27 protein-coding genes are annotated in these 24,794 nt (G+C 71.7%); 7 read left to right on the top strand and 20 right to left on the bottom strand.

Annotated elements, in window-relative coordinates:
- Positions 1-68: 68 nt before the first annotated feature.
- Entirely contained in the window at positions 69-704 is a 636-nt protein-coding gene (locus tag ACY0MJ_RS15505) for a response regulator (protein WP_462639393.1), read from the bottom strand.
- Positions 705-812: 108 nt separating this feature from the next.
- Between ACY0MJ_RS15505 and ACY0MJ_RS15500 the strand changes: the two genes are divergently transcribed.
- Genes ACY0MJ_RS15500 through serB form a run of 3 tightly spaced genes read left to right on the top strand, consistent with a single transcriptional unit; the run spans position 813 to position 3,748 of the window.
- Positions 813-2,171 carry an NfeD family protein gene (locus ACY0MJ_RS15500; protein WP_462639392.1) on the top strand — a complete coding sequence of 453 codons (1,359 nt, stop codon included), beginning with the start codon at positions 813-815 and terminating at the stop codon, positions 2,169-2,171.
- A 25-nt stretch (positions 2,172-2,196) separates the two neighbouring features.
- Complete coding sequence (locus ACY0MJ_RS15495) at positions 2,197-2,961, top strand: slipin family protein (RefSeq protein ID WP_462639391.1); 765 nt, start codon at positions 2,197-2,199, stop codon at positions 2,959-2,961.
- A gap of 46 nt (positions 2,962-3,007) precedes the next feature.
- The gene (gene serB, locus ACY0MJ_RS15490; RefSeq protein WP_462639390.1) at positions 3,008-3,748 is read left to right on the top strand and encodes a phosphoserine phosphatase SerB; all 741 of its coding nucleotides are present in this window, start codon (positions 3,008-3,010) and stop codon (positions 3,746-3,748) included.
- Positions 3,749-3,823: 75 nt separating this feature from the next.
- On the opposite strand, the gene ACY0MJ_RS15485 is transcribed toward serB, so the two are convergent.
- Positions 3,824-5,098, bottom strand: a complete 1,275-nt coding sequence (locus tag ACY0MJ_RS15485; RefSeq protein ID WP_462639389.1) for an MFS transporter — start codon at positions 5,096-5,098, stop codon at positions 3,824-3,826.
- A gap of 91 nt (positions 5,099-5,189) precedes the next feature.
- Between ACY0MJ_RS15485 and ACY0MJ_RS15480 the strand changes: the two genes are divergently transcribed.
- Positions 5,190-5,819: a CDP-alcohol phosphatidyltransferase family protein gene (locus ACY0MJ_RS15480; RefSeq protein WP_462639388.1), complete on the top strand. Its 630-nt coding sequence runs from the start codon at positions 5,190-5,192 to the stop codon at positions 5,817-5,819.
- A gap of 276 nt (positions 5,820-6,095) precedes the next feature.
- On the opposite strand, the gene ACY0MJ_RS15475 is transcribed toward ACY0MJ_RS15480, so the two are convergent.
- From ACY0MJ_RS15475 to ACY0MJ_RS15465, 3 genes are read right to left on the bottom strand one after another with little or no spacing between them, the layout of a single operon-like run.
- Positions 6,096-6,359, bottom strand: a complete 264-nt coding sequence (locus ACY0MJ_RS15475) for a DUF5985 family protein (RefSeq protein WP_462639387.1) — start codon at positions 6,357-6,359, stop codon at positions 6,096-6,098.
- A complete protein-coding gene (locus ACY0MJ_RS15470) occupies positions 6,360-6,620 on the bottom strand; it encodes a DUF5985 family protein (RefSeq protein WP_462639386.1) in 261 nt (86 codons plus the stop codon).
- 14 nt (positions 6,621-6,634) lie between these two features.
- A complete protein-coding gene (locus ACY0MJ_RS15465; protein ID WP_462639385.1) occupies positions 6,635-7,015 on the bottom strand; it encodes a hypothetical protein in 381 nt (126 codons plus the stop codon).
- Between the two features lie 126 nt (positions 7,016-7,141).
- Here ACY0MJ_RS15465 and thpR point away from each other — a divergent pair, with 126 nt between their 5' ends.
- Positions 7,142-7,663 (top strand): RNA 2',3'-cyclic phosphodiesterase, encoded by a 522-nt coding sequence (gene thpR / locus ACY0MJ_RS15460; protein ID WP_462639384.1) that lies wholly within the window; start codon positions 7,142-7,144, stop codon positions 7,661-7,663.
- Between the two features lie 3 nt (positions 7,664-7,666).
- On the opposite strand, the gene ACY0MJ_RS15455 is transcribed toward thpR, so the two are convergent.
- The 3 genes from ACY0MJ_RS15455 to ACY0MJ_RS15445 form a co-directional block, all read right to left on the bottom strand.
- Positions 7,667-8,854 carry a DUF4382 domain-containing protein gene (locus ACY0MJ_RS15455; RefSeq protein WP_462639383.1) on the bottom strand — a complete coding sequence of 396 codons (1,188 nt, stop codon included), beginning with the start codon at positions 8,852-8,854 and terminating at the stop codon, positions 7,667-7,669.
- Positions 8,855-8,935: 81 nt separating this feature from the next.
- Positions 8,936-9,607 carry a hypothetical protein gene (locus ACY0MJ_RS15450; protein WP_462639382.1) on the bottom strand — a complete coding sequence of 224 codons (672 nt, stop codon included), beginning with the start codon at positions 9,605-9,607 and terminating at the stop codon, positions 8,936-8,938.
- 15 nt (positions 9,608-9,622) lie between these two features.
- Positions 9,623-10,234 carry an FHA domain-containing protein gene (locus ACY0MJ_RS15445; RefSeq protein ID WP_462639381.1) on the bottom strand — a complete coding sequence of 204 codons (612 nt, stop codon included), beginning with the start codon at positions 10,232-10,234 and terminating at the stop codon, positions 9,623-9,625.
- Between the two features lie 80 nt (positions 10,235-10,314).
- Between ACY0MJ_RS15445 and ACY0MJ_RS15440 the strand changes: the two genes are divergently transcribed.
- Positions 10,315-10,749, top strand: a complete 435-nt coding sequence (locus tag ACY0MJ_RS15440) for a universal stress protein (RefSeq protein WP_462639380.1) — start codon at positions 10,315-10,317, stop codon at positions 10,747-10,749.
- 4 nt (positions 10,750-10,753) lie between these two features.
- Here ACY0MJ_RS15440 and ACY0MJ_RS15435 read toward each other — a convergent pair whose 3' ends face one another.
- Positions 10,754-11,656 (bottom strand): hypothetical protein, encoded by a 903-nt coding sequence (locus ACY0MJ_RS15435; protein ID WP_462639379.1) that lies wholly within the window; start codon positions 11,654-11,656, stop codon positions 10,754-10,756.
- Between the two features lie 59 nt (positions 11,657-11,715).
- Here ACY0MJ_RS15435 and ACY0MJ_RS15430 point away from each other — a divergent pair, with 59 nt between their 5' ends.
- The gene (locus ACY0MJ_RS15430) at positions 11,716-13,017 is read left to right on the top strand and encodes a YbfB/YjiJ family MFS transporter (RefSeq protein WP_462639378.1); all 1,302 of its coding nucleotides are present in this window, start codon (positions 11,716-11,718) and stop codon (positions 13,015-13,017) included.
- On the opposite strand, the gene ACY0MJ_RS15425 is transcribed toward ACY0MJ_RS15430, so the two are convergent.
- From ACY0MJ_RS15425 to ACY0MJ_RS15375, 11 genes are all read right to left on the bottom strand, one after another.
- Complete coding sequence (locus tag ACY0MJ_RS15425; RefSeq protein ID WP_462639377.1) at positions 13,009-13,857, bottom strand: M23 family metallopeptidase; 849 nt, start codon at positions 13,855-13,857, stop codon at positions 13,009-13,011. The two genes, ACY0MJ_RS15430 and ACY0MJ_RS15425, sit on opposite strands and share 9 nt — an antisense overlap.
- Positions 13,854-14,912, bottom strand: a complete 1,059-nt coding sequence (locus ACY0MJ_RS15420) for a L,D-transpeptidase family protein (protein WP_462639376.1) — start codon at positions 14,910-14,912, stop codon at positions 13,854-13,856. Before ACY0MJ_RS15420 ends, ACY0MJ_RS15425 begins: the two co-directional genes overlap by 4 nt.
- Before the next feature lie 108 nt (positions 14,913-15,020).
- Positions 15,021-15,719 carry a transglutaminase-like domain-containing protein gene (locus tag ACY0MJ_RS15415; protein ID WP_462639375.1) on the bottom strand — a complete coding sequence of 233 codons (699 nt, stop codon included), beginning with the start codon at positions 15,717-15,719 and terminating at the stop codon, positions 15,021-15,023.
- A gap of 28 nt (positions 15,720-15,747) precedes the next feature.
- Positions 15,748-18,978, bottom strand: coding sequence for a pilus assembly protein (locus ACY0MJ_RS15410; RefSeq protein ID WP_462639374.1), 3,231 nt, complete (start codon positions 18,976-18,978; stop codon positions 15,748-15,750).
- Positions 18,979-18,995: 17 nt separating this feature from the next.
- On the bottom strand, positions 18,996-19,568 hold the full coding sequence (locus ACY0MJ_RS15405) for a hypothetical protein (RefSeq protein ID WP_462639373.1): 573 nt from the start codon (positions 19,566-19,568) through the stop codon (positions 18,996-18,998).
- Entirely contained in the window at positions 19,565-20,779 is a 1,215-nt protein-coding gene (locus ACY0MJ_RS15400; protein WP_462639372.1) for a PilW family protein, read from the bottom strand. The genes ACY0MJ_RS15405 and ACY0MJ_RS15400 overlap by 4 nt, the downstream gene beginning before the upstream one ends.
- Complete coding sequence (pilV, locus tag ACY0MJ_RS15395; RefSeq protein WP_462639371.1) at positions 20,776-21,231, bottom strand: type IV pilus modification protein PilV; 456 nt, start codon at positions 21,229-21,231, stop codon at positions 20,776-20,778. Before pilV ends, ACY0MJ_RS15400 begins: the two co-directional genes overlap by 4 nt.
- The gene (locus ACY0MJ_RS15390) at positions 21,231-21,722 is read right to left on the bottom strand and encodes a GspH/FimT family pseudopilin (RefSeq protein ID WP_462639370.1); all 492 of its coding nucleotides are present in this window, start codon (positions 21,720-21,722) and stop codon (positions 21,231-21,233) included. Before ACY0MJ_RS15390 ends, pilV begins: the two co-directional genes overlap by 1 nt.
- Positions 21,716-22,165, bottom strand: coding sequence for a type IV pilin protein (locus ACY0MJ_RS15385; protein ID WP_462639369.1), 450 nt, complete (start codon positions 22,163-22,165; stop codon positions 21,716-21,718). The genes ACY0MJ_RS15390 and ACY0MJ_RS15385 overlap by 7 nt, the downstream gene beginning before the upstream one ends.
- Before the next feature lie 129 nt (positions 22,166-22,294).
- On the bottom strand, positions 22,295-24,325 hold the full coding sequence (locus ACY0MJ_RS15380) for a penicillin-binding protein 1A (protein ID WP_462639368.1): 2,031 nt from the start codon (positions 24,323-24,325) through the stop codon (positions 22,295-22,297).
- Positions 24,326-24,412: 87 nt separating this feature from the next.
- Positions 24,413-24,766, bottom strand: coding sequence for a translation initiation factor Sui1 (locus ACY0MJ_RS15375; RefSeq protein WP_462639367.1), 354 nt, complete (start codon positions 24,764-24,766; stop codon positions 24,413-24,415).
- Positions 24,767-24,794: the final 28 nt, after the last annotated feature.

Genomic DNA, 24,794 nt, shown 5'->3' with positions numbered 1-24,794 from the left:
ATCATGAGGATCGCCGCGGCGCCGGCGCTATGTACTTGTACCTAGCGGCCCTCGGTGATTGCCTGCACTCAGGGCCGGCGCGACGCGAAGGCGATCAGCTCCGCGCCGCTGCGCAGGCGCAGCTTCTTCTTCATGTTGGCGCGGTGGATGTCCACGGTGCGGGCGCTCAGGTGCAGCAGCACCGCGATCTCCTTGGTCGTCTTGCCCGCGCGCAGCAGGTCCAGCACCTGCAGTTCGCGCGGGCTCAGCGCCGCGAGGCCTTCCACGGAGGCCTGCCGGACGGCGGCGTTGCGGCGCAGGTAGCGGTTGACGATGCGCGCATTCAGCTGCGGGCTGGTCCAGGTCCCGCCATGCAGGATCGCCAGCACGGCCTGCAGCAGGTTGGCCTGCACGCGGTCCTTCATCAGGTAGCCGGCCGCGCCGGCCGCGAGGGCCTGCTCCGCGTAGAACATCTCGTCCTGCATGGTCACGACCAGCAGCCGCCGCGCGATCGGGGCGAGCGCCCGCACGGTGGCGATGCCGCTGGAGTCGCCCAGGCCCATGTCGCAGATCACCAGGGCGGGATGCAGGCGCTCGACCAGCGCGATGCCGCTCTTGAGGCTGTCGGCGGACCCCACCACGCGCACCTGCGGGCAGCGCGACAGCAGGGCCTCCAGTCCCAGGCGGACGACGTCGTGATCGTCGATGATGAGGACGGAGTGCATGCAGCCCTCCCGCGTCCATCTTAGGTCCTTGGGCCTCGTCCTGCAGGCCGCGCAGCGCCGCGACGGCCCGACGGTTGACTGCGCGGCCCCACGGCCTAGACTCGGACCATGCGCCCGACCGTGCGCCGCCTGCTCTGCCTGCTGGCCCTGCTGCTCGCCATGCCCTGGGCCCTCGCGCAGGGTGTTGCCCGGCCGGTGCTGGTGCTGCAGGTGGACGGCGCGATCGGCCCGGCCACGGCGGACTACCTGCGGCGCGGTCTCGCGCAGGCGCGCCGCCACGAGGCGCAGTTGCTGGTGCTGCAGGTCGACACGCCCGGCGGGCTCGACGCCGCGATGCGCAGCATGATCAAGGACATCCTGTCCTCGCCCGTGCCGGTGGCGACCTTCGTCGCGCCCGGCGGCGCGCGGGCGGCCAGCGCCGGCACCTACCTGCTCTACGCCAGCCACGTCGCGGCCATGACGCCGGCGAGCAACCTCGGCGCCGCGACGCCGGTCGCCATCGGCCTGCCGGGCAGCCAGCCGTCCAATCCGCTGCCTGCCGCGCGGCCCGCCTCCGGCGCGAGCGCGCCGGCCGCGGCCGAGGGCGGCGACGCCATGGCGGCCAAGCGCGTGGCGGACGCGGCGGCCTACATCCGCAGCCTCGCGCAGCTGCGCGGGCGCAATGCCGACTGGGCCGAGCGCGCGGTGCGCGAGGCGGTGAGCCTGCCGGCGGGCGAGGCGCTGCAGCTGCACGTGGTCGACGCCGTCGCGGACGACGTGCCCGCGCTGCTGCGCCAGCTCGATGGCCGCGAGGTCCGCACGGCAGCCGGCGTGCGGAAGCTGCAGACGCGCGATGCGCCCGTGATCGCCTTCGAGGAGGACTGGCGCAGCCGCCTGCTCTCGGTCATCACCAATCCCAGCCTCGCCCTGCTCCTGATGATGGTCGGCGTGTACGGCCTCATCTTCGAGTTCAGCAGCCCCGGCATGGTGGCGCCGGGCGTGGTCGGCGCGATCTGCCTGCTGCTCGCGCTGTTCGCGCTGCAGATGCTGCCGCTCAACTACGCGGGACTGGCGCTGATCGTCCTGGGCATCGCCTTCCTCGTGGCCGAGGCCTTCCTACCCAGCTTCGGCGCGCTGGGGCTGGGCGGCGCCGTGGCCCTGGGCTTCGGCGCCGTGATGCTGATCGACAGCGAGTCGCCGGGCTGGGGCATCCCGCTGCCGCTGGCCGGCGGCCTGGCGGCGGTCTCGGCGGCCTTCATCGTGCTGGTTGCCGGCATGGCCGCGAAGTCGCGGCAGCGCCCCGTGGTCACCGGGAAGCAGACGATGCTGGGCGCGAGCGGCGAACTCGTGGAATTCGCCGGCGGCGAGGGTTGGGCCCTGCTGCAGGGCGTGCACTGGAAGGTGCGCGGCCCGGCGCAGCTGCGCGCCGGCGACCGGGTGCGGGTGACCGGCCTGGGCGACGGCGTGCTGGACGTGGACTCCGCCTGAAGGCGGGACGAACAAGGAGAACGACATGCTGGCTGGCGGCCTCGGATTCGGCGCGGTGGTGTTCCTGGTGGTGGTGTTCCTCGCCTCGGCGCTGCGCATCCTGCGCGAGTACGAACGCGGCGTCGTGTTCCAGCTCGGGCGCTTCTGGAAGGTGAAGGGGCCGGGCCTCGTGATCCTGATCCCCGGCATCCAGCAGATGGTGCGCGTGGACCTGCGCGTGCTCGTGATGGACATCCCGAGCCAGGATGTCATCACGCGCGACAACGTGTCGGTCAAGGTGAACGCGGTCCTGTACTTCCAGGTGGTCGACGCCGCGCGCGCCATCATCCAGGTGGAGCGCTACCTGGAGGCGACCAGCCAGCTGGCGCAGACCACGCTGCGCGCGGTGGTCGGCAAGCACGAGCTCGACGGCATCCTGTCGGACCGCGAGCGGATCAACCTCGACGTGCAGAAGATCCTGGATGCGCAGACGGACGCCTGGGGCATCAAGGTCACCAACGTGGAGATCAAGCATGTCGACATCGACGAGACCATGATCCGCGCCATCGCCCGCCAGGCGGAGGCGGAGCGGGAGCGCCGCGCGAAGGTGATCCACGCGGAGGGCGAGCTGCAGGCGTCGCACAAGCTGGCGGAGGCCGCCGAGGTGCTGGGTCGCCAGCCGCAGGCCCTGCAGCTGCGCTACCTGGAAACGCTGACCGTGATCGCCGCGGACAAGAACTCGACCATCGTGTTCCCGCTGCCGGTGGACATCCTCGGGCCGCTGCTGCGGCGGTTCACCCCCGACGCGTGATGCCCCGGCGGCCGGCGTGGCCGGCGATCTGCGGGACAATCCGGCCATGCCTGCCCAAGAATTCGCCCCGGGCCTCGCGGTCCAGGGCTTCACGCCCCCGCTCGCCCTGAAGGACTACCGCCTCGTCGCCTTCGACATGGACTCCACGCTGATCAACATCGAATGCGTGGACGAGATCGCCGACATGGCCGGGTACAAGGACGAAGTCGCGGCCATCACCGAGGCCGCCATGCGCGGCGAGATCGCGGACTACAAGGAAAGCCTGCGCCGCCGCGTCGCGCTGCTGCGCGGAGTGACCATGGCGGACCTGGAGATGGTCTACACGCAGCGGCTGCAGCTCAATCCCGGCGCGGAGAAGCTGGTGCAGGCCTGCAAGGCCGCGGGCCTGAAGACGCTGCTGGTCTCCGGCGGCTTCACCTTCTTCACCGACCGCATCCGCGACAAGCTGGGCATCGACTACGTGCGCTCCAACGTGCTGGAGGTCCGCTCGGGCCCCAACTGCGGCGAACTGACCGGCCGCATGGTGGACCAGCCCTGGGGCGACATCTGCGACGGCGCGGAGAAGCGCAAGATGCTGCTGGAGACCTGCGCGCAGCTGGGCATCTCGCCGAAGCAGGCGATCGCGATCGGCGACGGCGCGAACGACCTGCCGATGCTGGGCGAGGCCGGGCTGTCGGTCGCGTATCACGCCAAGCCGAAGGTGCGCGAACAGGCGATGGTGCAGATCAACGAGGGCGGGCTGGACCGGCTGCTGGAAGTGGTGAGAGACATGTCATTGCGGCCTTGAGCCGCAATCCACTGGTGGCGTGGTGCCACGCATCCCATGGATCCCGGGTCGAGCCCGGGATGACAAGTTCCGCCCTCAGGCGGCCGCGCGCCCTGCCCCCGCCGGCCAGCCGCGGATCAGGCCCAGGGACGTCGCGCGCCACAGCAGGAAGCCCACGATCGACAGGTTGAGCAGGTTCCACGCGATCCCGTTCAGGAAGGCCGCGTGGTACGAACCCGTGAGGTCGAACACCGCGCCCGACATCCAGCCGCCCAGCGCCATGCCCAGCAGCGTGGCCATCAGCACCGTGCCGACCCGGCCGCCCGCCTCTTCCGCCGGGAAGTACTCGCGCACGATCAGCGCGTAGGCCGGCACGATGCCGCCCTGGAACAGCCCGAACAGGCCCGACACGACGTAGAGCGACACCAGCCCGTCCGAAGGCAGGAACATCATCAGCGCCGCGCCCTGCAGCAGCGAGCCGAGCAGCAGCGTCCGCAGCCCGCCGATGCGGTCGGAGATCCAGCCGGACACCAGCCGGCTCACGACGCCCATGCCCAGCATCAGCGACAGCATCTCCGCGCCGCGCGCCGCGCCGAAGTTGAGGTCGGTGCAGTAGGCGACGATGTGCACCTGCGGCATCGACATCGCCACGCAGCAGGCGACGCCGGCCAGCGACAGCAGCCCGATCAGCACGTTGGGCGACAGTCCGAGCGGACGGCGTGCGGCCGTCCCGGCCTGCGCGCCGGCGTTCGCAGCGGCAGGCATGGCCGGCGCCTGGGGCGGCGGCGGCCGGCGCAGCAGCAGCGCCAGGGGCACCATGCTCACGATGCAGAAGACCCCCATGCCGATGTAGGTCTGGCGCCAGCCCACGGCATCGATGAAGTGCTGCATGACCGGCGGCCAGAAGGCGCCGGCCGTGTAGTTGCCGCTCATGCAGATCGCCAGCGCGATGCCGCGGCGGCGGTCGAACCAGCGCGAGGTGTCCGCCACCAGCGGCGCGAAGGTGACCGAGGTGCCCACCAGCCCGATCAGCACGCCCTGGGCCAGCGAGAACAGCGCCAGCCCGGGCGCCAGCCCGGCCGCGATGTAGCCCACGCCCAGCCCCACGGCGCCCAGCATCAGCACGAGCATGATGCCGATGCGGTCGGCCAGCTTGCCCATCGCGATGCCGCCGACGCCGAAGCCGATCATCGTCAGCGTGTAGGCCAGCGAGGCGTCGCCGCGCGTGATGCCGAAGTCCTGCTGCATGCGCGGCAGCACCACGGTGATCGAGTACATGCCGGAGCCGCCGATCGTCATCAGCAGCAGCGACATCGCCAGGCGGGTCCAGGCGTACGGGGATTCGATGGCTTCGCGCGGCGTGGGCTGCATGGCGCCGATCCTACAGCGCCGCCGGCCGCGGGCCGACGGGGCGAACCCAAGCTGGAGCTTATGGTGGCGGCCAGCACCGGGAACGAGAGCCATGCAACGCAGCGCGCCACGCCACTTCTCCCTGGTCCGGGAATTCCACCTGGCCGACTTCTTCACCCTGGGCAATGCCGCCTGCGGGGTGGGCGCCGTGCTGCTGGCGATGCTGTACCTGGCCGAGGGCGACCGCACCTACTTCTTCGTGGCGGCGGCGCTGGCGCCCGCGGCCTTCGCCTTCGACGTGCTCGATGGCCGCATCGCCCGGGCGCGCCACCAGCACTCGCCGCTCGGGCGCGAGCTCGATTCGCTCTCGGACGTGATCTCCTTCGGCGTCGCCCCCGCGGCCCTGGCCTTCGCCGCCGGCCTGCAGGGCGGCTGGGACGCCGTGGCGCTGATCTACTTCGTCTGCTGCGGCGTGAGCCGGCTGGCCCGCTACAACGTGACGGCGGAGGAACTCGCCGGCGACGCGTCCGGCAAGGTGAAGTACTTCGAGGGAACGCCCATCCCGACCAGCGTGGTGCTGACGGGCCTGCTCGCCTGGGCCGCCTGGCAGGACCGCCTGGGCGACCGCGCCTGGGGCGGCGTGCTGCAGCTCGGTCCCTGGGACCTGCACCCGCTGTCGCTGCTGTTCGTGCTCTCCGGCAGCCTGATGATCAGCAAGACGCTGCGGATCCCGAAGCTCTAGAGATTCACTGCAAAAAGTCGCAAGCGACTTTTTGCAGTGGTTCAGCATGTGTGAGAAGGACCGGCGAAGCCGGATCCTTCTCACAGGGGGAACCGCGCTGCATGTTATTCCGCGCGGTTCTCGCCCGGCGGGCAGCTTTGAGCTGCCCGCCTCGAAGACTGCGCGGAATAACATGCAGCGCAGTCTCCCTTGCGGACAGGATCCGGCTTTGCCGGTCCTGGCCGCACTGATCAAACAACTCGGAAAAATCCGCGCAGCGGATTTTTCTGAGTTGCTCTAGTCCTTGCGACGGGGGCGGTTCTTCTGCCAGATGGCCAGCAGGATGAGGCCGTAGGCGATCACGCGCACGCCGTAGAACGCCGGGGTGTCCTCGCCCGCGCCGGCCACCAGGCCCAGCGCCACGCGGTTGCCCGCCTCCAGCCAGAACGACAGCGCGAACCAGAGGAAGAAGCGGTCGTGCGTGTGGCGCCAGAAGCGGAAGAAGAACAACCCGGCGATCAGCCAGCCGGCGGCGATGGCCCCCATCATCATCTGCGGCATTCAGTCCTCCTCCCAGATCAGTCCGAACAGCAGCAGCAGCACGGCTCCCGCGGCCCAGACCAGGCGCCACAGGCTGAAGTCCGTCTGCACCACGGTCACCACGCGGTCCAGCACCAGCAGCACGTTGTTGACGCTCAGGCAGGCGAAGCAGAGCGCGCTCCAGAACAACAGCCGCGCGCCGCTCGCGCTCCAGCTGCGCCACAGCAGCACGAAGCACGTGATCGAGGTCAGCGCGCAAAGGGTATAGATCACCGAGGCCATGGCTTCGCCTTTTGTTACTCCTTGCGGAATCGGAAAGCGTCGGCGAACTGCTGGGCCCGCCGGTCGATGCGTGAATGGATGAGCCCCGAGACCGTGACCAGGTCCGTGGCGTAGGAATGGGCGACGCGGTCGAGCAGTTCGGCCAGCTCGGCCGCCGGCGCGTAGCGCACCGCGCCGGTGTCTTCCACCGGCTGGGCGATCGTGCTGTCGCGCAGCAGCGCGACGAGTTCCGCCCCCGTGCGTTCGGGGACGTAGAGGCGGCGGGCCAGCTGGGCGGCATCCCAGGCCTGGTCCGGGTTGGATCGCAGCAGCAGCAGCGCTTCCAGGTAGGGGACCGAGGGAACGCTGGTGAGGAGGAACCGGCGTACGTCTGCCGGCAGCTCGGGCGTCGTCATCGGCCGTCACTGTAACGGCTCATGAGCCATCTTGCTGCTCGACAGCCAAAGATTCGGCACCATCCGACACGCGCGGGCGCCCGATTAATGACCATGGACTACAAATGGGCCGCCGACAATGACCACATGCAAGCCGCGCCGCCCGACACGCTGCGCCTGTTCCTGGCTCTGTGGCCGCCCGCCGGCGTGCTGGAGGCGCTGCAGGCGCATGCGGCCGCCTGGTCCTGGCCGGCGCAGGCGCGCGCCACGCGGCCCGAGCGGCTGCACGTCACGCTGCATTTCCTCGGTTCCGTGGCGGATGCGCGCCTGCCGGCGCTGCGCACGACCCTGGCCGTCCCCTGGCCGGGCGCCGAACTCGTGTTCGACGAGGCGCGGGTGTGGCCGGGTGGCATCGCGGTGCTGGAGGCGAGCACGGTGCCGCCGGAGCTCGCGGCGCTGCACGCGGAACTGGCGGCGCGCCTCGCCGCGCTGGACATCGCGCTGGAGGCGCGTCCCTGGCGGCCGCACGTGACGCTGGCGCGCAAGGCCTTCGGCGCGCGGCCGCCGGCGGCGTTCACGCCGGTGCGCTGGCGCGCCGCCGGCAGCCATGCGCTGGTGCGCACGCTGCCGGGGGGACGCGGCTACCACACGCTCGCGTCCTTCGGTTGACGCTCAGTACGCGATGTCCGCGGTCGTGGTGGCGTCGCCGGTCACGGTGAGCGAGCGCTCGTGGGTGCCCTGGGTCGGCGAGTCGGCGCGCAGCGTGTATTCGCCGGCCGCGTCGGCGAAGGTGGCCGGGGCGGACAGGCCGCTGCCGAAGGTCCAGTTGTAGCGCACCGGGGCCGCCGCGGGCAGCACCAGCGTGTACGCGGCGCTCGTGGCGTCGACGTTGGTGCTGGCGATTTCCAGCACCTTCGAGTCCACGGTCTGTTGCGCGGTGACGACCGCATCGGTCACGGGGTCGCCGTCGGCGGTGACCGTGCCCGTCACGGTGCCCATCCTGGACGTGGGCAGCACCACGGCCGTGGACGTGCCGTTCAGGACCACGCTGGTCGTGCCGACGGGCACGCTGGAGATCAGGCCGGTGGCGCGGTTCTCGGAAGTGATCACCACGTTGTACGTTCCCGAGGGGAGGTAGGCCAGGGTGAACTTGCCCTTGTCGTCGGGGGTGGTCGAACGGATGATCTGCCCGCCCTGCTGCGCCGAGACCGTGGTGCCGGACAGGCTCATGGTCGTGGTCACGTAGCCCTGGATCGAGGCGCTCGCCCGCTCGCTCAGGCGCACCACCGGCTTCAGGATGTACTGGCCGGAGTTGCCCGCCACGACGACCGACTTGCAGGCGTCGAAGTCCAGCAGCACCGGCGTGGTCTCGTCCGCGTCGACCCGGAAGTCGCCCTTGATCTTCAGGCCGCTCTGCTGGCCGCTCGGCGTCTTCAGCGGCTTGGTCTCGCCGTCGTTCGTCACGACGTAGTTCGCGGGGTCGCCGCTGGCCGGATTGTCGGCCAGCACCAGCCGCAGCTGCGTGTAGCGCCCGGCTTCCACCGTGGTCTGCCCCAGCTCCTGCAGATCGCCGTTGGTGAGCGTCAGCAGGTCCACCTGCACCGGCCCGCTCGCCAGCTCGATGTCCTTCCAGGCGTTCTCGGATTCACCGGCGTCGCTGCTGGACTGCACCCGCACCTTCTCGACCGTGACCACCACCTGCTTGTAGCAGGCCGGCGCGTCGGTCATCGAGACCTGCACGGTCCCCACGCCCGCGGCATCGCCGCCGCCGCCGCCACACGCGGCCAGCGCGATCGCCGCCAGCGTGCTCGCCGCCCCGGCCATCCACGCGGCCGGGCTCCCACCCAGTTTCTTCTTCATAGCAGTCCTTCCGGTTGAACAAGCCAGCGATCCTCGCTGTTCCGGGCGCGGAAGGGGGTTTCGGGGCGTAACGGAGGGTCGCTACTTTTTCACGTTCCCCGCGTCGTCGAAGGGCTGCGTGGGCTGGAAGTCGTTGGGCGCGTCGTCTTCCGGATCGGGCCGCGTCTGCGCCAGCGCGGCGTCGCGGATCGCGAACAGCGCCTGCAGGTCGCGCTGCACTTCGTCGTCCGAGCGCGGCGCCTCTTCCTCGCCGCGCTGCGAGTTGCCGAAGCCGCTTTCCGGCGCGCGCCAGTCCCGCTGCACCAGCGGCGGATGCAGCGGCGCCGGCCCGCTCTGCACCCAGGTGTTCGGATCGGGCATGTCCGCGGCGTCGAAGCCCTGGAATTCCCAGCCCAGGCTCAGGAGCCAGTCGCGCGCGCGGGGGTCGAAGCGGGCGAGCTCCCTCTCGAAGCTGTCCTGGAAGGCGAAGACGTAGACCAGCAGCTGGTCGTGGGCCTTCTTGACGACGAAGTTGACGTGCAGGCCGTGCCGCCCGGTGCGATGGACGGTGGAGAGGATGCGGCACTCGATCCAGTCGGACGGCACCCCGTGCCGGCGCATCGTGTCGCGCAGCACCACCTGCACGAGCTCCCGGCGCGGCGCGTTGCGCGAGCCCTCCTGGTCGTCGGACTCCGGTTCGCTTTCATGGAACTGGGTGGTCCCGGAGGGTTCGCGTTCCCTGCCGTTGCCGAAGATGCGATCGATCAGCCCCATGCGGCCATTGTGCCCTCATTCCCTCAGCTGGAACCGCATCCGCGTGCCGGCGAGCTCCAGCACGTCCTGATCCGACAACAGCACCGGGTCGGCGCCCATGGGCCGGCCATTGAGCAGCGGCGCGGTGTTGCCCGTCAAGGGCGAGACGAAGTAGCCGCCGCGCCGCTGTGCCACCGACACCACGGAGATGCCCGGCTTGCCGAAGGTCGTGACGGCCTTCACGACCGGCACCTCGAGCCCGGCCGAGGAGCCGGTCTCGACGGTGAAGACGGCCTGCAGCGGGATGGAATCCTGCATGAAGGTCTGCGTGCCGCTGAAGGTGCTGGGCTCCTCGCTCGCCTGCAGGTAGCGGATCCGGTAGGGGCCGATCGCGATCACGTCGCCGTCCGACAGGTGCGTGCGGTCCTTGATCATGCGGTCGTTGACGTAGGTGCCGTTGGTGCTGCCCAGGTCGACGATGAAGACGTCGGCCACGCCGACGAGGTCGAACGCGCAGTGGCGGCCGCTGACCACCATGGTGTCCAGGACGATGTCGTTGTCGGTCTTGCGGCCGAGCGTCGTGCGGTCCTTGTGCAGGTACACGTGCTTGACCTCGACGCCTTGCACCGTGGCGATCAACTGCGGCATTGGGCACCCCTCCGTGCCGCACCCTGCGGCGCGCACTATGCTAGCGCCATCGCCGCAGCCCGCAAGAAAGGAGAACCCGCATGTTCCAGCGCATCCTCTTTGCCACCGACGGTTCCGCCGCCTCCGAGAAGGCGGCCTCGCTGGCCGTGGAGCTGGCGCGCGCGCACGGCGCCAAGCTGACGGCGCTGTACGTCGTGGACCCCTATCCGTACCTGGGCGTCGGCGAAGCCAATCCGCTCGGCTTCCAGGCCTACATGTCGGCCGCGCAGCAGCACGCGGCGCGGGCGCACCAGAAGGTCATGGACCTGTGCGCGCAGGCCGGCGTCACCTGCCAGCCGCGCCTGGTGGAGGACGCCACGGCCGCCGTGGGCATTGTGGACTCGGCGCGCGAGCTGGGCTCCGACCTGATCGTGGTCGGCTCCCACGGCCGCACGGGCGTCCAGCGGCTCGTGCTGGGCAGCGTCGCCGCGAAGGTCGTCGCCGAGTCGACGATCCCTGTGCTGGTGGCGCGCTAGCGGCTCACGCCAGCACCGAAGCGCCCGCCGCCTTGAGCGTGCCGAGCAGGTCGCTCCAGCGCTGCGTGTGCTCCGCGTGCAGGCGGCTGCCGGCGGCCAGGACCGGCTGGAACTTCCAGCCGCGCACCTGCTGCTGCTCGAACCAGGCGCGCGCGCGCTGGCGCACGATCCACACCGGCGTGCGCCAGTGGCCCCAGGGCTCGGCCGTGCGGGCCAGGTCGGGGCTGTCTTCCAGTGCCCCTTCGGCGTAGGTGAGCAGGCCGTAGCGGCGCGGCGTCGAGGGCTGGCGCGGGCCGTCGTCGAAGGTCTCGAACGTGGTCGCGTCCTCCAGCGCCGCCGGCAGCAGCGTGCGGGCGACCAGGTGGTGGCCGACCTCGTGCGCCTCGCCCGTCTTGTGGTGCAGCACGGGCCGCAGCTCGAAGCCGGTCAGGCCGCTTTCGCGCAGCGCCTGCGCCACCTGCGGGCCCAGCACGTATTCGCCGGTCCATTCGTCCACGTGGCTGATGGCGCCGTCGGCGACCGGCTTGCTCAGGAAGATGCGCTGGGGCAGGCGCACGGCCCAGCGGCTCGCCGTGGGATGCAGCGTGTCCTGGTGGTAGGCGGCCATGGTCGCCTTGGAGTCCGCGCGGGTCTGGCCGATGGTAGAGCGGCACACGGCCTCGAAATGGCTGCAGCCCTCGAGTTCGGCGGCGGTGCAGTGCACGTCGCGCACGAAGCTCACCGGCTCGCCCTCGGCCAGGGCCAGCAGGCGTGGCAGCACCGGCCCGGCGGAGTCGAAGAAGCGGGGGAACAGGAAGCCGACGGCGGGATTGGGCTTGGCGCCGAGCGCCTTGGCAAGGGCCTCGTCGGCGCCCAGGCGGCGCGCCAGGCCCGGGCTGCAGGGACGCAGCGCGATCATTATTTTCATGGGTCAGATGGTAGCCTCCCCGCGCGGAGGGCCGGGCCGCCCGTGCGAAACTGCGCGCCGTGCCCGACCGCCCATCGCTTCGTCCCCTCGCGATCGCGCTCGCCGGCTCCGTGGCGCTGGCCGTCGCCATGGGCATCGGCCGCTTCGCCTTCACCCCCCTGCTGCCCATGATGCTGGCCGAGAAGTCCGTGGACCTCGCCGGCGCGAGCCTGCTGGCCAGCGCGAACTACCTCGGCTACCTGCTGGGCGCGCTCGCCCTCACCTTCCAGCCCTGGCTGTGGCGCCGCCTGGGCCGGGCGCCCGCCGTGAACGGGCCGCGCCTGGTGCGCTGGGGCCTCGTCGCGACGGTGCTCCTCACGCTGGCCATGGCGCTGCACGTGCCGGGGGCGTGGACGCTGCTGCGCTTCGCGGCCGGCGTGGCGAGCGCCGTCGTGTTCCTCTACACCTCCGGCTGGTGCCTGGAGCAGCTGGCGCGACGGGACGAGCCCGCGATGGGCGCGCTGATCTACGTCGGCCCCGGCGCCGGCATCGTGGCGAGCGGGCTCGTCGCCAGCGCGCTGGTCGCGCTGGGAACGAGCGCCGCCGCCGGCTGGTTCTCCTTCGGCGTGCTGGCCGTGCTGCTCACGGCCTGGGTGTGGCGCGTGTTCGACGCCCGCCTGGGCGTGCCGGCGCCCGCCGTAGCGCGCGGCGCCGGTGCGACGGCGCAGCTCGGCGCGGCCGCGTCGCCCGCCGTAGCGCGCGGCGCCGGTGCGACGGCGCAGCTCGGCGCGGCCGCGTCGGCGCCGCGGGCGGGCCCGCTGGAAATGGGCGTGCTCAGCGTCGCCTATGGGATCGCGGGCATCGGCTACATCATCACGGCCACCTTCCTGCCGGTCATCGCGCGGCAGGCGTTGCCCGGCTCCGCCTGGCTGGACCTGTTCTGGCCGCTGTTCGGCGCGGGCGTCATGCTGGGCGCGGTCCTCGCCTCGCGCCTGCGCTCCGCCGGCGACCTGCGCCTGCGGCTCGCCGCCTGCTACGCCGTGCAGGCGGTGGGCATCGTCGCGAGCCTGCTGAGCCCCAGCCTCGCGGGCTTCGCGATCGGCAGCCTGCTGCTGGGCCTGCCCTTCACCGCCATCACCTTCTTCGCCATGCAGGAGGCGCGCCGCCTGCGGCCGCTGCAGCCCACCAGCTTCATGGGCCTGCTGACCGCGATGTACGGACTGGGCCAGATCGCCGGCCCGCCGCTGGCCGCGGGGCTGGTGGCGCGCAGCGCCTCGGCGGCGCAGGGCTTCTCGCTCTCGCTGTGGATCGCGAGCGGGCTGCTGGCGCTCGGCGCGGCGCTGTACCTGTGGCTCGCGCGCGCCTGGCCGGGCTCAACGTGACGCGAACCGCGCGCGCGCGAGCGCCGGGTACGGATTCACCGCCTCGCCCTGCCACCACTTCGGCGGATCGCCCAGCCTGAACACCGCGAAGTGCAGGTGCGGCGTGCCGGGGTCCGCGTTGCCGCTGCTGCCGACGTAGCCGATCACGTCGCCGCGCTTCACGTCCATGCCTTCCTGCACGCCCTGCGCATAGCGCTGCAGGTGCGCGTAGTAGAAGGCGAGCCGCTCCGCCGGATCGAACTGGTAGATCGTCAGCCCGCCGGGCTTGCTGTGGAACAGCTTGGCGATGCGGCCGTCGTCGGTGGCCAGCACGGGCGTGCCGGCCGGCGCCAGGATGTCGATGGCCTCGTGCGTGCGGCTGCCGCGGCTTTGCCGGTAGTTGTCGGACAGCGCGTCCGGCGCGACGCCCGCCACCGGCACCAGCAGGGCGTGCTGCAGGAGCAGCCGCTGCCCTTCGACGTCGCCGCCCGGGCGCAGCGCCACGCCGTGGAAGCGCGACATCTCGGTGGGCGCGGCGCTGCCGGGCGGCGTGGAGGCCGCGTCGTCCTGCGGCGTGGGCGCGGCGCCGGCCTGCGGCGCCGGCGCGGCGCTCGCCGCCGGTTCGGCGGGCTGCGCGCCCATGGCAGACGTGCCGGGCTGCGCCGGTTCGGGCAAGGGCTCGGCGGACGACATGGACCCGGCCGCGGGTTCGGTGGGCGGAGCGGCCGGCGCGGGAGCCGCCTCCTGCGGCTGCGCCTGCGTCGGCGGCGTCACGGTGGTCCGCGGCGGCTCGCGTTCGCAGCCGGCCAGTCCGATCGCCGCGAGCGCGGCCACCAGGGTGAGCGTGGTGATGCGTTTCATGCCTGGACCTCCACGGGGGTTCCGATGCCGACGACGGTGGACAGCCGCACCGCGTCCCAGTTGGTCAGCCGCACGCAGCCGTTGGTCTCCACGCGCGACATCTGCGAAGGCTCCGAAGTGCCGTGGATGCCCCAGTGCTCCTTGGTCAGTCCCATCCACACGACGCCCACCGGGCTGTTGGGCCCCGGCGGCAGCCGCAGCTTCTCGCTGGCCTTCGGGTTGCGCAGCAGCGAGGGGTCGTAGCTGTAGTCGGGGTTCTTCACCTCGCTCGTGATCTTCAGCATGCCGATCGGCAGCGGGTCCTGCGAGCTGCCGATGCTCACGGGGAAGGCGCCCAGCACCTCGCCGGCGGGACCGAGGATGAAGAGCATCTCGGCCGACTTGTCGATGCGCACGGCGCTCGCCTGCGCCGGCAGCGCGGCCGCGCGGCCCACGTCGGTGACGACGATGGCCTGGCCCGCCCGCAGGTCACGCCCTTCGTTCAGCGCGTGCAGCAGCTTGGGGCTCATGTGGAAGCGCTCGCCCAGCGCCTCGCCGAGGCTCTCGTACGCGAGCGACGGCACCTGCGAGAGCGCCACCGGATCGTCGGGCAGCTTCGCGTAGCCGGCGTTCACGTCCTTGTCGGTCAGCACGTAGGTGGCGAACGCGGGCGCCTGCCCCTGCTCCAGCGCGCTCCACGTGGCGGCGTCCACCTTGCCGGTCACGGGCAGTCCGCGCGCGTTCTGGAACGCGGCGACGGCGCGCTCCATGTTGTGGCCGAAGCTGCCGTCGATCTCGCCGACCGAGAACCAGTCGCGATCGAGCATGACCTGGGCGCGCACGACGGCGGCGCCCTTGTCGCCCTTCGACAGTTCGGGCGTCGCCGTGTCCGCATTGAGCTGCTGCGCGTGCTGCGTCGCGTCGGCCGGGAAGGGCGTGGCGACGATGGCGGAGGACTTCTTCTTCGCGCTGCTCGCGTGCTGCGCTTCCTTCGCGAACGACGCCGGCGGCGCCGCCACGAAGCTCAGGGGCAGCACCAGGGCGAGCGCGCGCAGGACGGGGAAATGCTGGGGCATGGCATGGCTCCATCGGGGCAATGCCTTACCGTAGCGCTGCGGCGCACGCCGCCGTGTAGTCGTGCGGCGACGGCCCCGGTCGGCCTGCGCCGTCCCGCCCGCAAGCGCTCAGCCAGCCCCGGGCTCCCGCGCGACGTCGCCCAGGAAGTCGCTGCCGTGCAGCTCGCTGCGCGCATCGGCCCCGTGCAGCCAGCGCGGGTAGACCGCGCGGAAGTCGGCCAGCATGCGGTCCAGCGGCACGTCGGCGAAGCTGCCGCGCTCGGCCAGGTACTCCATGTGACGCTGCCCGCTCTTGTCGAAGGGGTGGTAGATCGAGTCCTCCACGCCGTCGAACTCCAGCGGCAGCAGGCCGAAGCGGTCGCACAGTTCCACGTTGAAGGCCGGCGTGGCCTTGCGCCACCGGCCGTCCAGCCAGACCTCGGTGTAGCCGTGCCAGATGAACACGTCGGTGGTCATCGTGTCGCGCATGCGCTGCGTGGACAGGTGGTTGCGCACGTCGGCGAAGCCCAGGCGCGCCGGGATGCCGCTCGCGCGGCAGGCCGCGGCCAGCAGGGCCGCCTTCGTCACGCACCAGCCGTAGCCCTGCGCCAGCACGGTGCTGGCGCGCATGCCCTCGGGGCTCAGGTCCAGGCGGTAGGGGTCGTAGCGGAAGCCGTCGCGCACGGCGTAGTACAGGGCCACGGCCTGCTCGCGCGGGGTGGCGCCGCGTGCATGGGCCTGGGCGAATTCGCGGACGGCGGCGTGGTCGCTGTCCACCAGGGACGTGGCCGCCAGGCAGTCCGCCGGCAGCAGGGATTCGGAATGCATCGCCCGAGCTTAACGCGGCGCGCCGGACTCAGTTCAGCGGCCGCACGTAGATCCTGCGGAACGCGGGGGAACTGCCCGCCGTCTCGTTGATCTCGCGGCTCTGCGTGGTCTTGTCCGAGAGGCGCAGGATGCCGCGGGGGCCGCTGCTCGTGATCACGATCACCGGCCGGCTGGACAGCGCGTTCGCGATCGTGAAGACCGCCGGGTAGTAGTCGGATCCGCCCCAGGCCTTGAGCACCGCGCCGCCCGTGGCCGCCGACAGCTGGAACAGGTAGCTGGAGCCGCCCGGGTTGCACACCACGTTGGAGGGCTGGTTCACCACCACGACCAGCGTGCCGCCGACGGTGAGCGCGGGCTGGGTGTTCACGCGGCCGCCGGCGATCGGGATGTCGAGATAGAAGCCGCGCCGCACCGAGAGGTCCACCGCGTTGTGGCTGACGGTATACGCGCCGTCGCCGCCCTGCGTGGCCGATTGGCAGGCGAAGTCGCCGTTGCCGCCATTGGCCGGGCAGTGGCTGCCGCCGCTGCCCCGGATGTCGGGCAGAGAGGGCGAGGCCACGGAGGTGTCGTCGACGATGCCGTAGATGGACTGCACCTGGTTCGCGAAGGCGTTCGGGGTCGCGGTGCCGGGCACGTCGTCGAGCGAGTAGTACTGGCCGGTGCCCACGTAGACGAAGAACTTCGTCGCGCTGCCCGCGACCGGCGACACCACCGGCGGCGCCGTCACCGGCTGCGCGCGGCCCGACGCATCGGCCAGCGCCGCGATCCGGGCGGGGGCCGTGCCGTCGGCCGCGTCGAGGTCGAAGCGCCAGACGTTGCCCTGCAGGTCGCCGCCGTGCACGTAGCGCACGGTGGCCGTCGCGCTCGCGTTGGCCGGGCGCGCCAGGTGCGCGAGCCCGAGGCTCGCGCCGGCGCTGCCGAAGCCGGCGGGCGTCACGAATTCCTTCAGCACGTTGCCGCTGGCCGGGTCCAGCACCCACACGTGGCCGCGGCCGTCGCCGCCCAGGCCGCCGCTGGCCGTGTCGTTGCGCAGGCCGGACGCGACGACGACGCGCCAGCCGGCCGCCGTCTTCACGATGAGCGGCGTGCCGAAGGAATAGCCCATGTTGGCAGGCTTGAATTCCCACAGCACCTTGGCGGCGGCCGCCGTCTCGTTGGCCGCGGTGCCGCTCGTGACGTTCAGCGCGTAGTAGCCGGCGCCGCCCTTGGCGAGGCCGCCGACCAGGATGCGCGCGATGCTGCCGGCGCCGGTGATCTCCGCCGTGGCGGGCGTGCCGTCGACGATGTACTCGTGCTGGAAGAAGGGCTCGGCGCGCGCCGCCAGCTTGTCGTGCACCAGGCGGGGCACGTAGGCCCACAGCTCCTGGCCGCGGCTCGCGGCGCTCGCCTCGACGCGCCCGTCGATGGCGTGCAGCATGCCGTCGTTGGCGGCCTGGAACACGACGGGCCCGCCCGGGTAGTTCACGACCACCGGCTCGGCGTTGATGATGTCGCCCAGCAGGTGGGTGCGCGCGCGGAAGGTGCTGCCCTCGCCCGCGCGGCTGCCCCGCGTGTAGTTGATCACCGCGTCGCTCAGGCTGGGCGCGGCCGACCGGAAGGTGCTGCCCTGCGCCGTCGTGAAGGGCACGCCGCCGCTCCCGTCGTACGACACGATCCTGCGGCTGCCCTGCGCGTTGAGCCGGTCGCGCGCCGACCATTGCACCGGCCCGTTCTGCAGCCCGGTCGTGAGGTCCAGCGAATAGGCTTCCAGGTCGCCGTACCAGCTGCCCGAGTTGTAGCTGGAGGCGTAGCCGACGCTGCCCGAGGTGATCTGCGCGTTGGTGACGGCCACGGCCGCGGCGGCCGCGTCCAGCGCCAGCGCCTCGGTGATCACCGCGCGGAAGGCGTCGACCAGCGTGGGGCCGTCGGTGGCGGCGATGAACTTGCCGCCGCCCTGGCGCGCCGTGTTGATCAGCAGCGGGTCGTTCTGCACCGCCGGGTCGGCGAAGCCGATCATGTAGGTGCTGACGTTGTTCTTCGCGCGCGCGGTGGCGGGCGGCACCGGCGCCGGCTTGGCGAGGTCGGGCCGCAGGTCCACGTCGAACAGCAGCTTGGCGACGTCGTCCATGTAGTCGGAGCCGGCGCTTTCGTAGCTGCGGTTCTTCTTGCGGTCGTAGGGCAGCAGCGAGCCGCCCGAAGTGCAGTTCGCGCGGTTGGCGCCGCTGCAGTCGCCGTCGTAGTCGGACACGTGCCCGTTGAAGTCGAAGCCCCGGTCGTTCTGCGGCCGGCCGTCCGTCATCGCGAAGATGGTGGAGCGCTGGCACCAGTACTGGATCGGCTTCTGCGCGGCGCTGGCGCCGTTGCTGTTGCAGGCCACCGGCGTGTTGGACAGGCAGGCGTTGCGCGAGGCGTTGTCGGCCCCGCGGATCGCGAACAGCTGGTCGATGTTGACGCTGCCCTCGGTGGCCGTGGCCACGTTGCCGTTGTAGCCGGTGGCCATGTAGCGGCCGATGTCCGCCAGGGTCGTCGCCAGCGGGGTCGAGCCGCTGGGGTCGAGCGCATCGATGCTCGCCTTGAGGTTCGTGCGCTGGGTCGCGGTGAAATCGCCCATGGGGATGCGCAGCGCGCCGCCGGCGCTGCGGTAGGTGCTCAGGCCCACGCGCACCTCGGGCCGCCCGCCGGTGCCCAGGGGCAAGGCGTCGATCGTGCTCTTCGCCGCGGCGCGCGCGACCTCGATGCGCGTCTCCACCGCCCCGCTCGACACTTCCTTGCGGTCGAACCAGCCGGTGGCGGGCCCGCCATAGTTGCCGAAGTACCAGTTCAGGAAGTGCCCGCTGTATTCGGCGTCGAGGTAGCCGCTGCCCGGGTAGCGCGTGCTGCCGGACAGCCGCGTGTCCGCGAGCAGCCGCGCGCTGTAGGTGGCGCCGTTGTCGAAGCAGCGGGCCGGCTCGGATCCCGACAGCGTGGTGTGCCGGTAGGTCGTGCCGTTGTAGAAGAAGCGCGGCGCGCCGTTCACCACCCGCAGGTCCACCGAGGTGCCGGCCGGCACCAGCGAGCGCGAGCTGCAGTTGCCGAAGTAGCTGGCGCCCGCCGCGTACGGCGCGGCCGGCACGATGTTGCTCATCGACCCCGAGTTGTCGATCATGAACATGAAGTTCGGGGCGACGTTGTTCTGCACGGCCGGCGGCACGTCGTCGATCTTCTGGGCCTGGGCCGTCGCGGCGGCCGCGAGCGCCAGGGCCAGGAGCGCGGACCGCAGCTTGCCGGGGTGGTGGTTCATGCCTGTCTCCCCTGGAACTAGGTCGATGCCGGGCCGCTCACCATGGCCTCGAACCAGGATTCGGTGCCGCGCGGCCCGCGCACGCGGATCAGCACGCGGTAGCGCAACGCGATCGTCGATGCCGACATGGCGCTCGCGCTCGGCTCGTATTCGCAGCGCGCGCGCAGGTCGCCGATGTCGGCGAAGTCCGGGTTGGCGGAGCAGCGCCGCTCCACGACGTACTGCACGCGGTAGCCGCCGTTGTCGGCGGCGCAGTCGGCGAGCAGCGCGCCCTTCTCGTCGACGCAGGGCACCTGCGTCCAGTCCACCGAGCTCGGCACGCCCAGGCCGTCCACCGCGGCCTCGATCACCGGCAGGTAGCGGTTGGGCACCGCCGAATTGCCCTGCCCCCCGGAGACGCGGTTGGCGACCTCGGCCAGCGCGTCGGAGATGGCGCGGTCGGAGGCCTGCAGCGCCGACTGCCGGAAGGAGAAGTTGCCGGCCAGCTGGTTGCCGGTCTGCACGGCGTTCATCACGCTCATGCCGGCCAGCAGCGTGAGCACCAGCACGACCAGCACGACGATGAGCACCATGCCGCGTTCGCGCTTCATGCGTCGCTCCAGATCACGGTGCGCAGCGGGATCACCGCCGCATGCACCCGGTAGCGGAAGTTGCGCCAGGTCCGCCCGGCGGGCACGGGCACCGTGCTGAGGTCGATCACCGGCGCCGCCGCGTCCTCGAACGAGCAGGGGCCCGTGTTGGCCACGCCCGCCGCGTTGGTGCACGGCGCCGTCACTTCCGAGCCGTCCGGCTCGGGCGAGCGGGCGACCACCACGACGCGCACGGCCTTGATGCGGGCGATGTCGTCCACCGCCGGCGTGCCGCCCCAGGTCGGCCCCGTGGCGTCCACCCACTGGACGACGACGTCGCTGGTGCCGGCGTTGCTCACGCCGTACTGCGCCTGCAGCAGCACGATGTCGCCGGCGATCGCCTCGACGCCCGCGCCGAAGGCGAGCGGGTTCTCCGCGCACGCCGGCAGGGCCGGGGTGGTGAAGGCGTTGTAGCGCACCAGCGACTGGCACTGCACGGTGAAGGCGTCCTGCCGCAGCCCGGTGCCGGTCGAGCCCACGCGGCTCACCACGGCCGGCCCCCAGGCGAAGCCCGCCGTCTCGAAGCCGAAAGTGCGCACGGTGCTGAAGGAGCCCGGACCCGCGGGCGCCGGGTTGATGCCTTCGTTGGGCCCGCGCACCAGCAGCTGGCAGCGGTTGGCGTTGCCGCCGCAGGACGCCACCACGGTGGGCGCCTGCGTCACCTGGAACAGGATGCAGGGCTGGCCGGTGCCGGGCGCGCCGAGCACGGCGTAGTCGCCGTTCACGAAGCCGCTGGAGTCGCTCACGTTGATGCTCGCGGCATTGGCCGTGTTGGCCAGCACGGGCGCGGCGCCAAGCGCGCGCGGGCCGGTGCCGCCGGTGAAGACCAGGGTGTCCGGGCCGCTGCCGCCGTCGACGATGCGCGCCGGCATGAAGGCCGCGCCATCGGAAATCATGGTGCTGCCATTCCAGGCATTCCAGGTCGGGCAGATCGTCCGGCCGCTGCTGTAGAAGCCGGCGCCGGCATTGCGCCCCGCGGCGTCCAGCAGCGACAGCGCGATCTGCGCCGCGCCCTGCGCGGTGGCATTGGCGCTCACGATCGCGTACTGGCGGCCGGAGCTGACCACGGCGGCCGTCACGGCCAGCGCGACGATCAGGCCGACGGCGCTCGCGACCATCATCTCGACCAGCGAGAAGCCGGCCTGGCGCATGCGGTGGAAGGATCGGTTCATGGCCATTGCACCCGGTTGTGGACTTCCAGCGTGTGCGGCGCGTCGTCCTCGCCGTTCTTCCAGCACAGGCGCACCGTCACGTCGCTGCCGTCGACGATCACCTGCTGCTCGCCGGCCGACACGCGCGGGAACGCGGCCGTCACCTGCGCCAGCCAGTCGGTCACCTGCGCGTTGGTGGAAGGGGCGCCGGTCGGCGCGCAGGGCACCGTGCCGTCCGGCTTGTGGTTGAAGCTGGCGGCCGTCGCGGGATCGGAGATCAGCATGCGGGCCAGCAGCTGGTCGGCCAGGAAGGTCGCCTCGGCGCGCTGGCGCGCGTCGGTCGAGAGCTTGACCGCGCTCGCCTGCAGGCGCATGAGCCCCAGCACGCCCAGCCCGAAGATGAGGATCGCGACCAGGACCTCGACCAGGGAGAAGCCCTGCTGGGGCCGGCGGGGGCGCGGTCCGGTTCGCATCAGCAGCGCCTGGGATCGCCGTCGGCGGTGACGGCCGGGTCGCACATGCGGATCATCCCGCCGCCGAACACGTTGATGCGGCGGCTCGCCGTCTCCACGCCGGGGCTGGAGACGGTCAGCCGCGACAGCTGCGTGCCGCCCTGCAGCAGCCCGGTGGGCAGGAAGGTGACCGACGTGGCGGCATCGGCGGAAGCGAGCAGCAGGTCGGCCCAGTCGCCGCTGCTGTACGCGCGCAAGGTGTCCCCCGAGGAGACCTGGGTCAGCGTCCAGCCGATCCCGTCGGGGCGCAGCGCGAAGCGCACCGGCGTGTTGCGGCGCACCGCCTCCGCCCGCGCCTGGTTCAGGCCGTCGAGGATGCTCTGCGCGGCGCCCTGCACCTTGCGCTTGGCGATCATCTGGCTGACGCCGGGCGCGGCCAGGGTGGCGGCGATCGCGAGCACGGCGAGCGCCACCAGCAGCTCCACCAGGGTGAAGCCGCGGCGCCTCAGCACGATTCCCCCTGCTTCTTCATCCAGCAGCCGGCGTCGACCGCGGCCCCGTCGAACTGCACCGTCTTCTGCTGGTCCGCCTGGTCCACGGTGTAGGCGTAGCCGGCCATGCCGCCGCTGGCCTGGCCGGTCGCCGTGACGAGGAAGGATTGCGAGGTGCCGCCCGGACCCCAGTTGCACGAGAACTGGAAGGCGGGCGCCGATGGCATGGGCACGCCGCAGGCCGTGGCCGTGGAGCCGTAGTTGCGGTTGTCCTGGTAGTACTGCTCCAGGCGCACGCGCACGGCGCTCAGCTCGCCCAGCGCAGCGGCGATCTTGCCGCGCCGCACGTAGGCAGTGTAGGAAGGATAGGCGACGGCCGCGAGCAGGCCGACCACCGCCACGGCAATCAGCAATTCCAGCAGCGTGAAGCCACGCCGCCCTCCCAAGGCCTGTCTTGCTTTCATGGTTTGCGTCCAGGAACGCCGCCCTTCCTGCATGCAACAGAAAGGAACATTGGCAGGCATTTTGTACCGCAGGACGTCCTCATCCATAAGGCGATTGCCTAATGGACGAGCCGTTCGGCGACTGCCGCCCTACTGGATGAAGCGCAACAGGCGCCCGATCAGGTCGTTCAGGATCTCCTGCACCGGATCGGGGCCGGTCTCGGGCGCCTTCGGCCGCGGCCGCGGGATCGCGAACTCCACCCGGGGGTCGGCCGCGCGCGTGCGCAGCGCATGGACGAAGAAGTCGCCGACGATGGGCAGCGCGCTGCGGGCGCCGGCGCCCCAGCTGTCGGCCATGGTGACGCGGTTGTCGTTGAAGCCGACCCAGGCGCCGGCCACCAGCTGCGGGTGCATGAGGATGAACCAGCCGTCGCTGTTGTCCTGCGTGGTGCCCGTCTTGCCGGCGACGTCCGCCTGGATGCCCCAGCGCGTGCGGATCGCCGTGGCGGTGCCCTCGTCCACCACGCCGCGCATCACGTTCACCAGCTGCAGCGCCCGCGCCCGGGGCATGACCTCCACGCCCTCCGGGCGCGTGAACAGCACCAGCGTGTGGCCGTCGCGGTCCTCCACGCCGGAGATCAGCTGCGGCTCGCCGAGGTAGCGGCCCTCGTTGGCGAGCGTGCCGTAGGCCGTGACCATCTCGCGCAGCGTCACCGGGCTCGTGCCCAGCGCCAGCGAGGGCACGGCCTCCAGCTTGCTGTCGCGCACGCCGAGGCGATACGCCAGGTCGGCGACGCGCGCCGGCCCCACGCGCTGCATCACCTGGGCCGTGATGCTGTTGCGCGAGTGCACCAGTCCCTCGCGCAGCGTCATCGGCTCGTGCGTGGGCGGCGTCGCGTCGCCCGGCGTCCACACGGCGCCGCCGCGCTCGCGCACGGCGACCGGCTCGTCGACGAAGCTGTCCTCGGGCGACAGGCCTTCGGCGAAGGCCGCGCCGTACACGAAGGGCTTGAAGGTGGAGCCCGGCTGGCGCCGCGCCTGGTTGACGTGGTCGAACTGTTCGGTCGCGTAGTCGGGGCTGCCCACCCAGGCCAGCACGCGGGCGTTGCGGGGGTCGATGGCGAGGAAGCCCGCCTGCAGCAGCATGCGTTCCTGGCCCTTCTTGCGGCCGCGGTCGGCCAGGTCCTGCAGGTGCCGCATCTGCCGCGTGACGGCGGTGTTGGCGGCCTTCTGCAGGCGGCTGTCGATGGTGGTGCGCACCACCAGGCCGTCGGCGTAGATGTCGTAGTCGGCGCGGTCGGCCCAGGCGATCAGCCACTTCTTCACCTGCTGCACGGCGTGCGGCGCGATCCCCAGCTGCTCGGGCTGGCGCTCGAAGTCCAGGCGCAGCGGCCGCGCGGCAAGCGCCTGCGCCCGCTTGGGATCGAGCTTGCCGTAGCGCGCCATCTGCGCCAGCACCGTGTTGCGCCGGTCGCGGGCGCGCTCCGGGTTGAGCACGGGGTTGTAGTAGCTGGTGCCCTTGAGCATGCCGATCAGCGTGGCGCTCTCCAGCACGTCGAGGCGGGCGGCCGACTTGTCGAAATAGGTGCGCGCCGCCATCTCGATGCCGAAGGCGTTGTAGAGGAAGGGCACCGTGTTCAGGTAGGTCTCGAGGATCTCGTCCTTCGAGTAGATCGCCTCGATCTTCAGCGCGGTGATCGCCTCCTTGGCCTTGCGCGTGACCGACACCGCGCGGCCGATCTCGTCCGGGTACAGGTTGCGCGCGAGCTGCTGCGTGATGGTGGAGCCGCCCTCGCGGCGGCCGCGCAGCGTGTTGAGCACGGCGCCGGCGGTGCGCCGGAAGTCGATGCCGTGGTGCTCGTAGAAGCGGTGGTCCTCGGTGGCGATGAGCGCATCGACCACCGGCTTGGAGATCTTCTCCAGGGGCACCCACTCGCGGTTGATCCGCTTGAATTCCGCCAGCACCACGCCGTCGGCCGACAGCACGGTGGAAGGCACCTCGGAGCGCGCCTTGCGCAGGTCCGAGATGCTGGGGGTGAAGGGGATCAGCACCAGCACGTACAGCACCAGCAGGGCGGGCGGCAGCAGCGCCGTGCGGACGGGATGGCGGCGGGCGAGCGCGGCGCCGCGGCGCACGAGGTCTGCGGCCCAGGCGCGGGCCCGGGCGAGGGCCGGTGTCATGCGTTGCGATCCAGTGGGGCGTGTTCTTGAGCCATGTGGGACACGGTGGCGGCCGCGCGGTTCAGCCGAGAGCGTAAGCCGATGTGACTAGCCTCCGGCGCGCTTCACGCGCATTCCCTTCTGCTGCAGCAGCGCCATGACCTTCTCGACGTGGTCGCCCTGCACTTCGATGGTCCCGTCGTTGACGGTGCCGCCGCTGCCGCAGGCGGCCTTGAGCTCCTGGCCGAGCCGCACGAGCGCCGCCGCATCCACGGGCACGCCCCGCACGACGGTCACGGCCTTGCCGCCGCGGCCCTTGGTCTCGCGCTGCACGCGCGCGATGCCGTCGCCGGCCGGGGCCGCCGCCTGGCGGCAGGTGCATTGCGCCACGGGGCGGCGACAGCCGGGGCACATGCGGCCGCCCTCGGTGGAATAGACCAGGCCGCCGGAAGAGTTGCGCATCGCCCGATTCTACGGACCCGCGCGCGGG

The organism is Ramlibacter sp. bp-362, from assembly GCF_054956735.1.
Note: the sequence above shows the minus strand (reverse complement) of the source record. Positions and strands in the feature narration are given on the sequence as shown.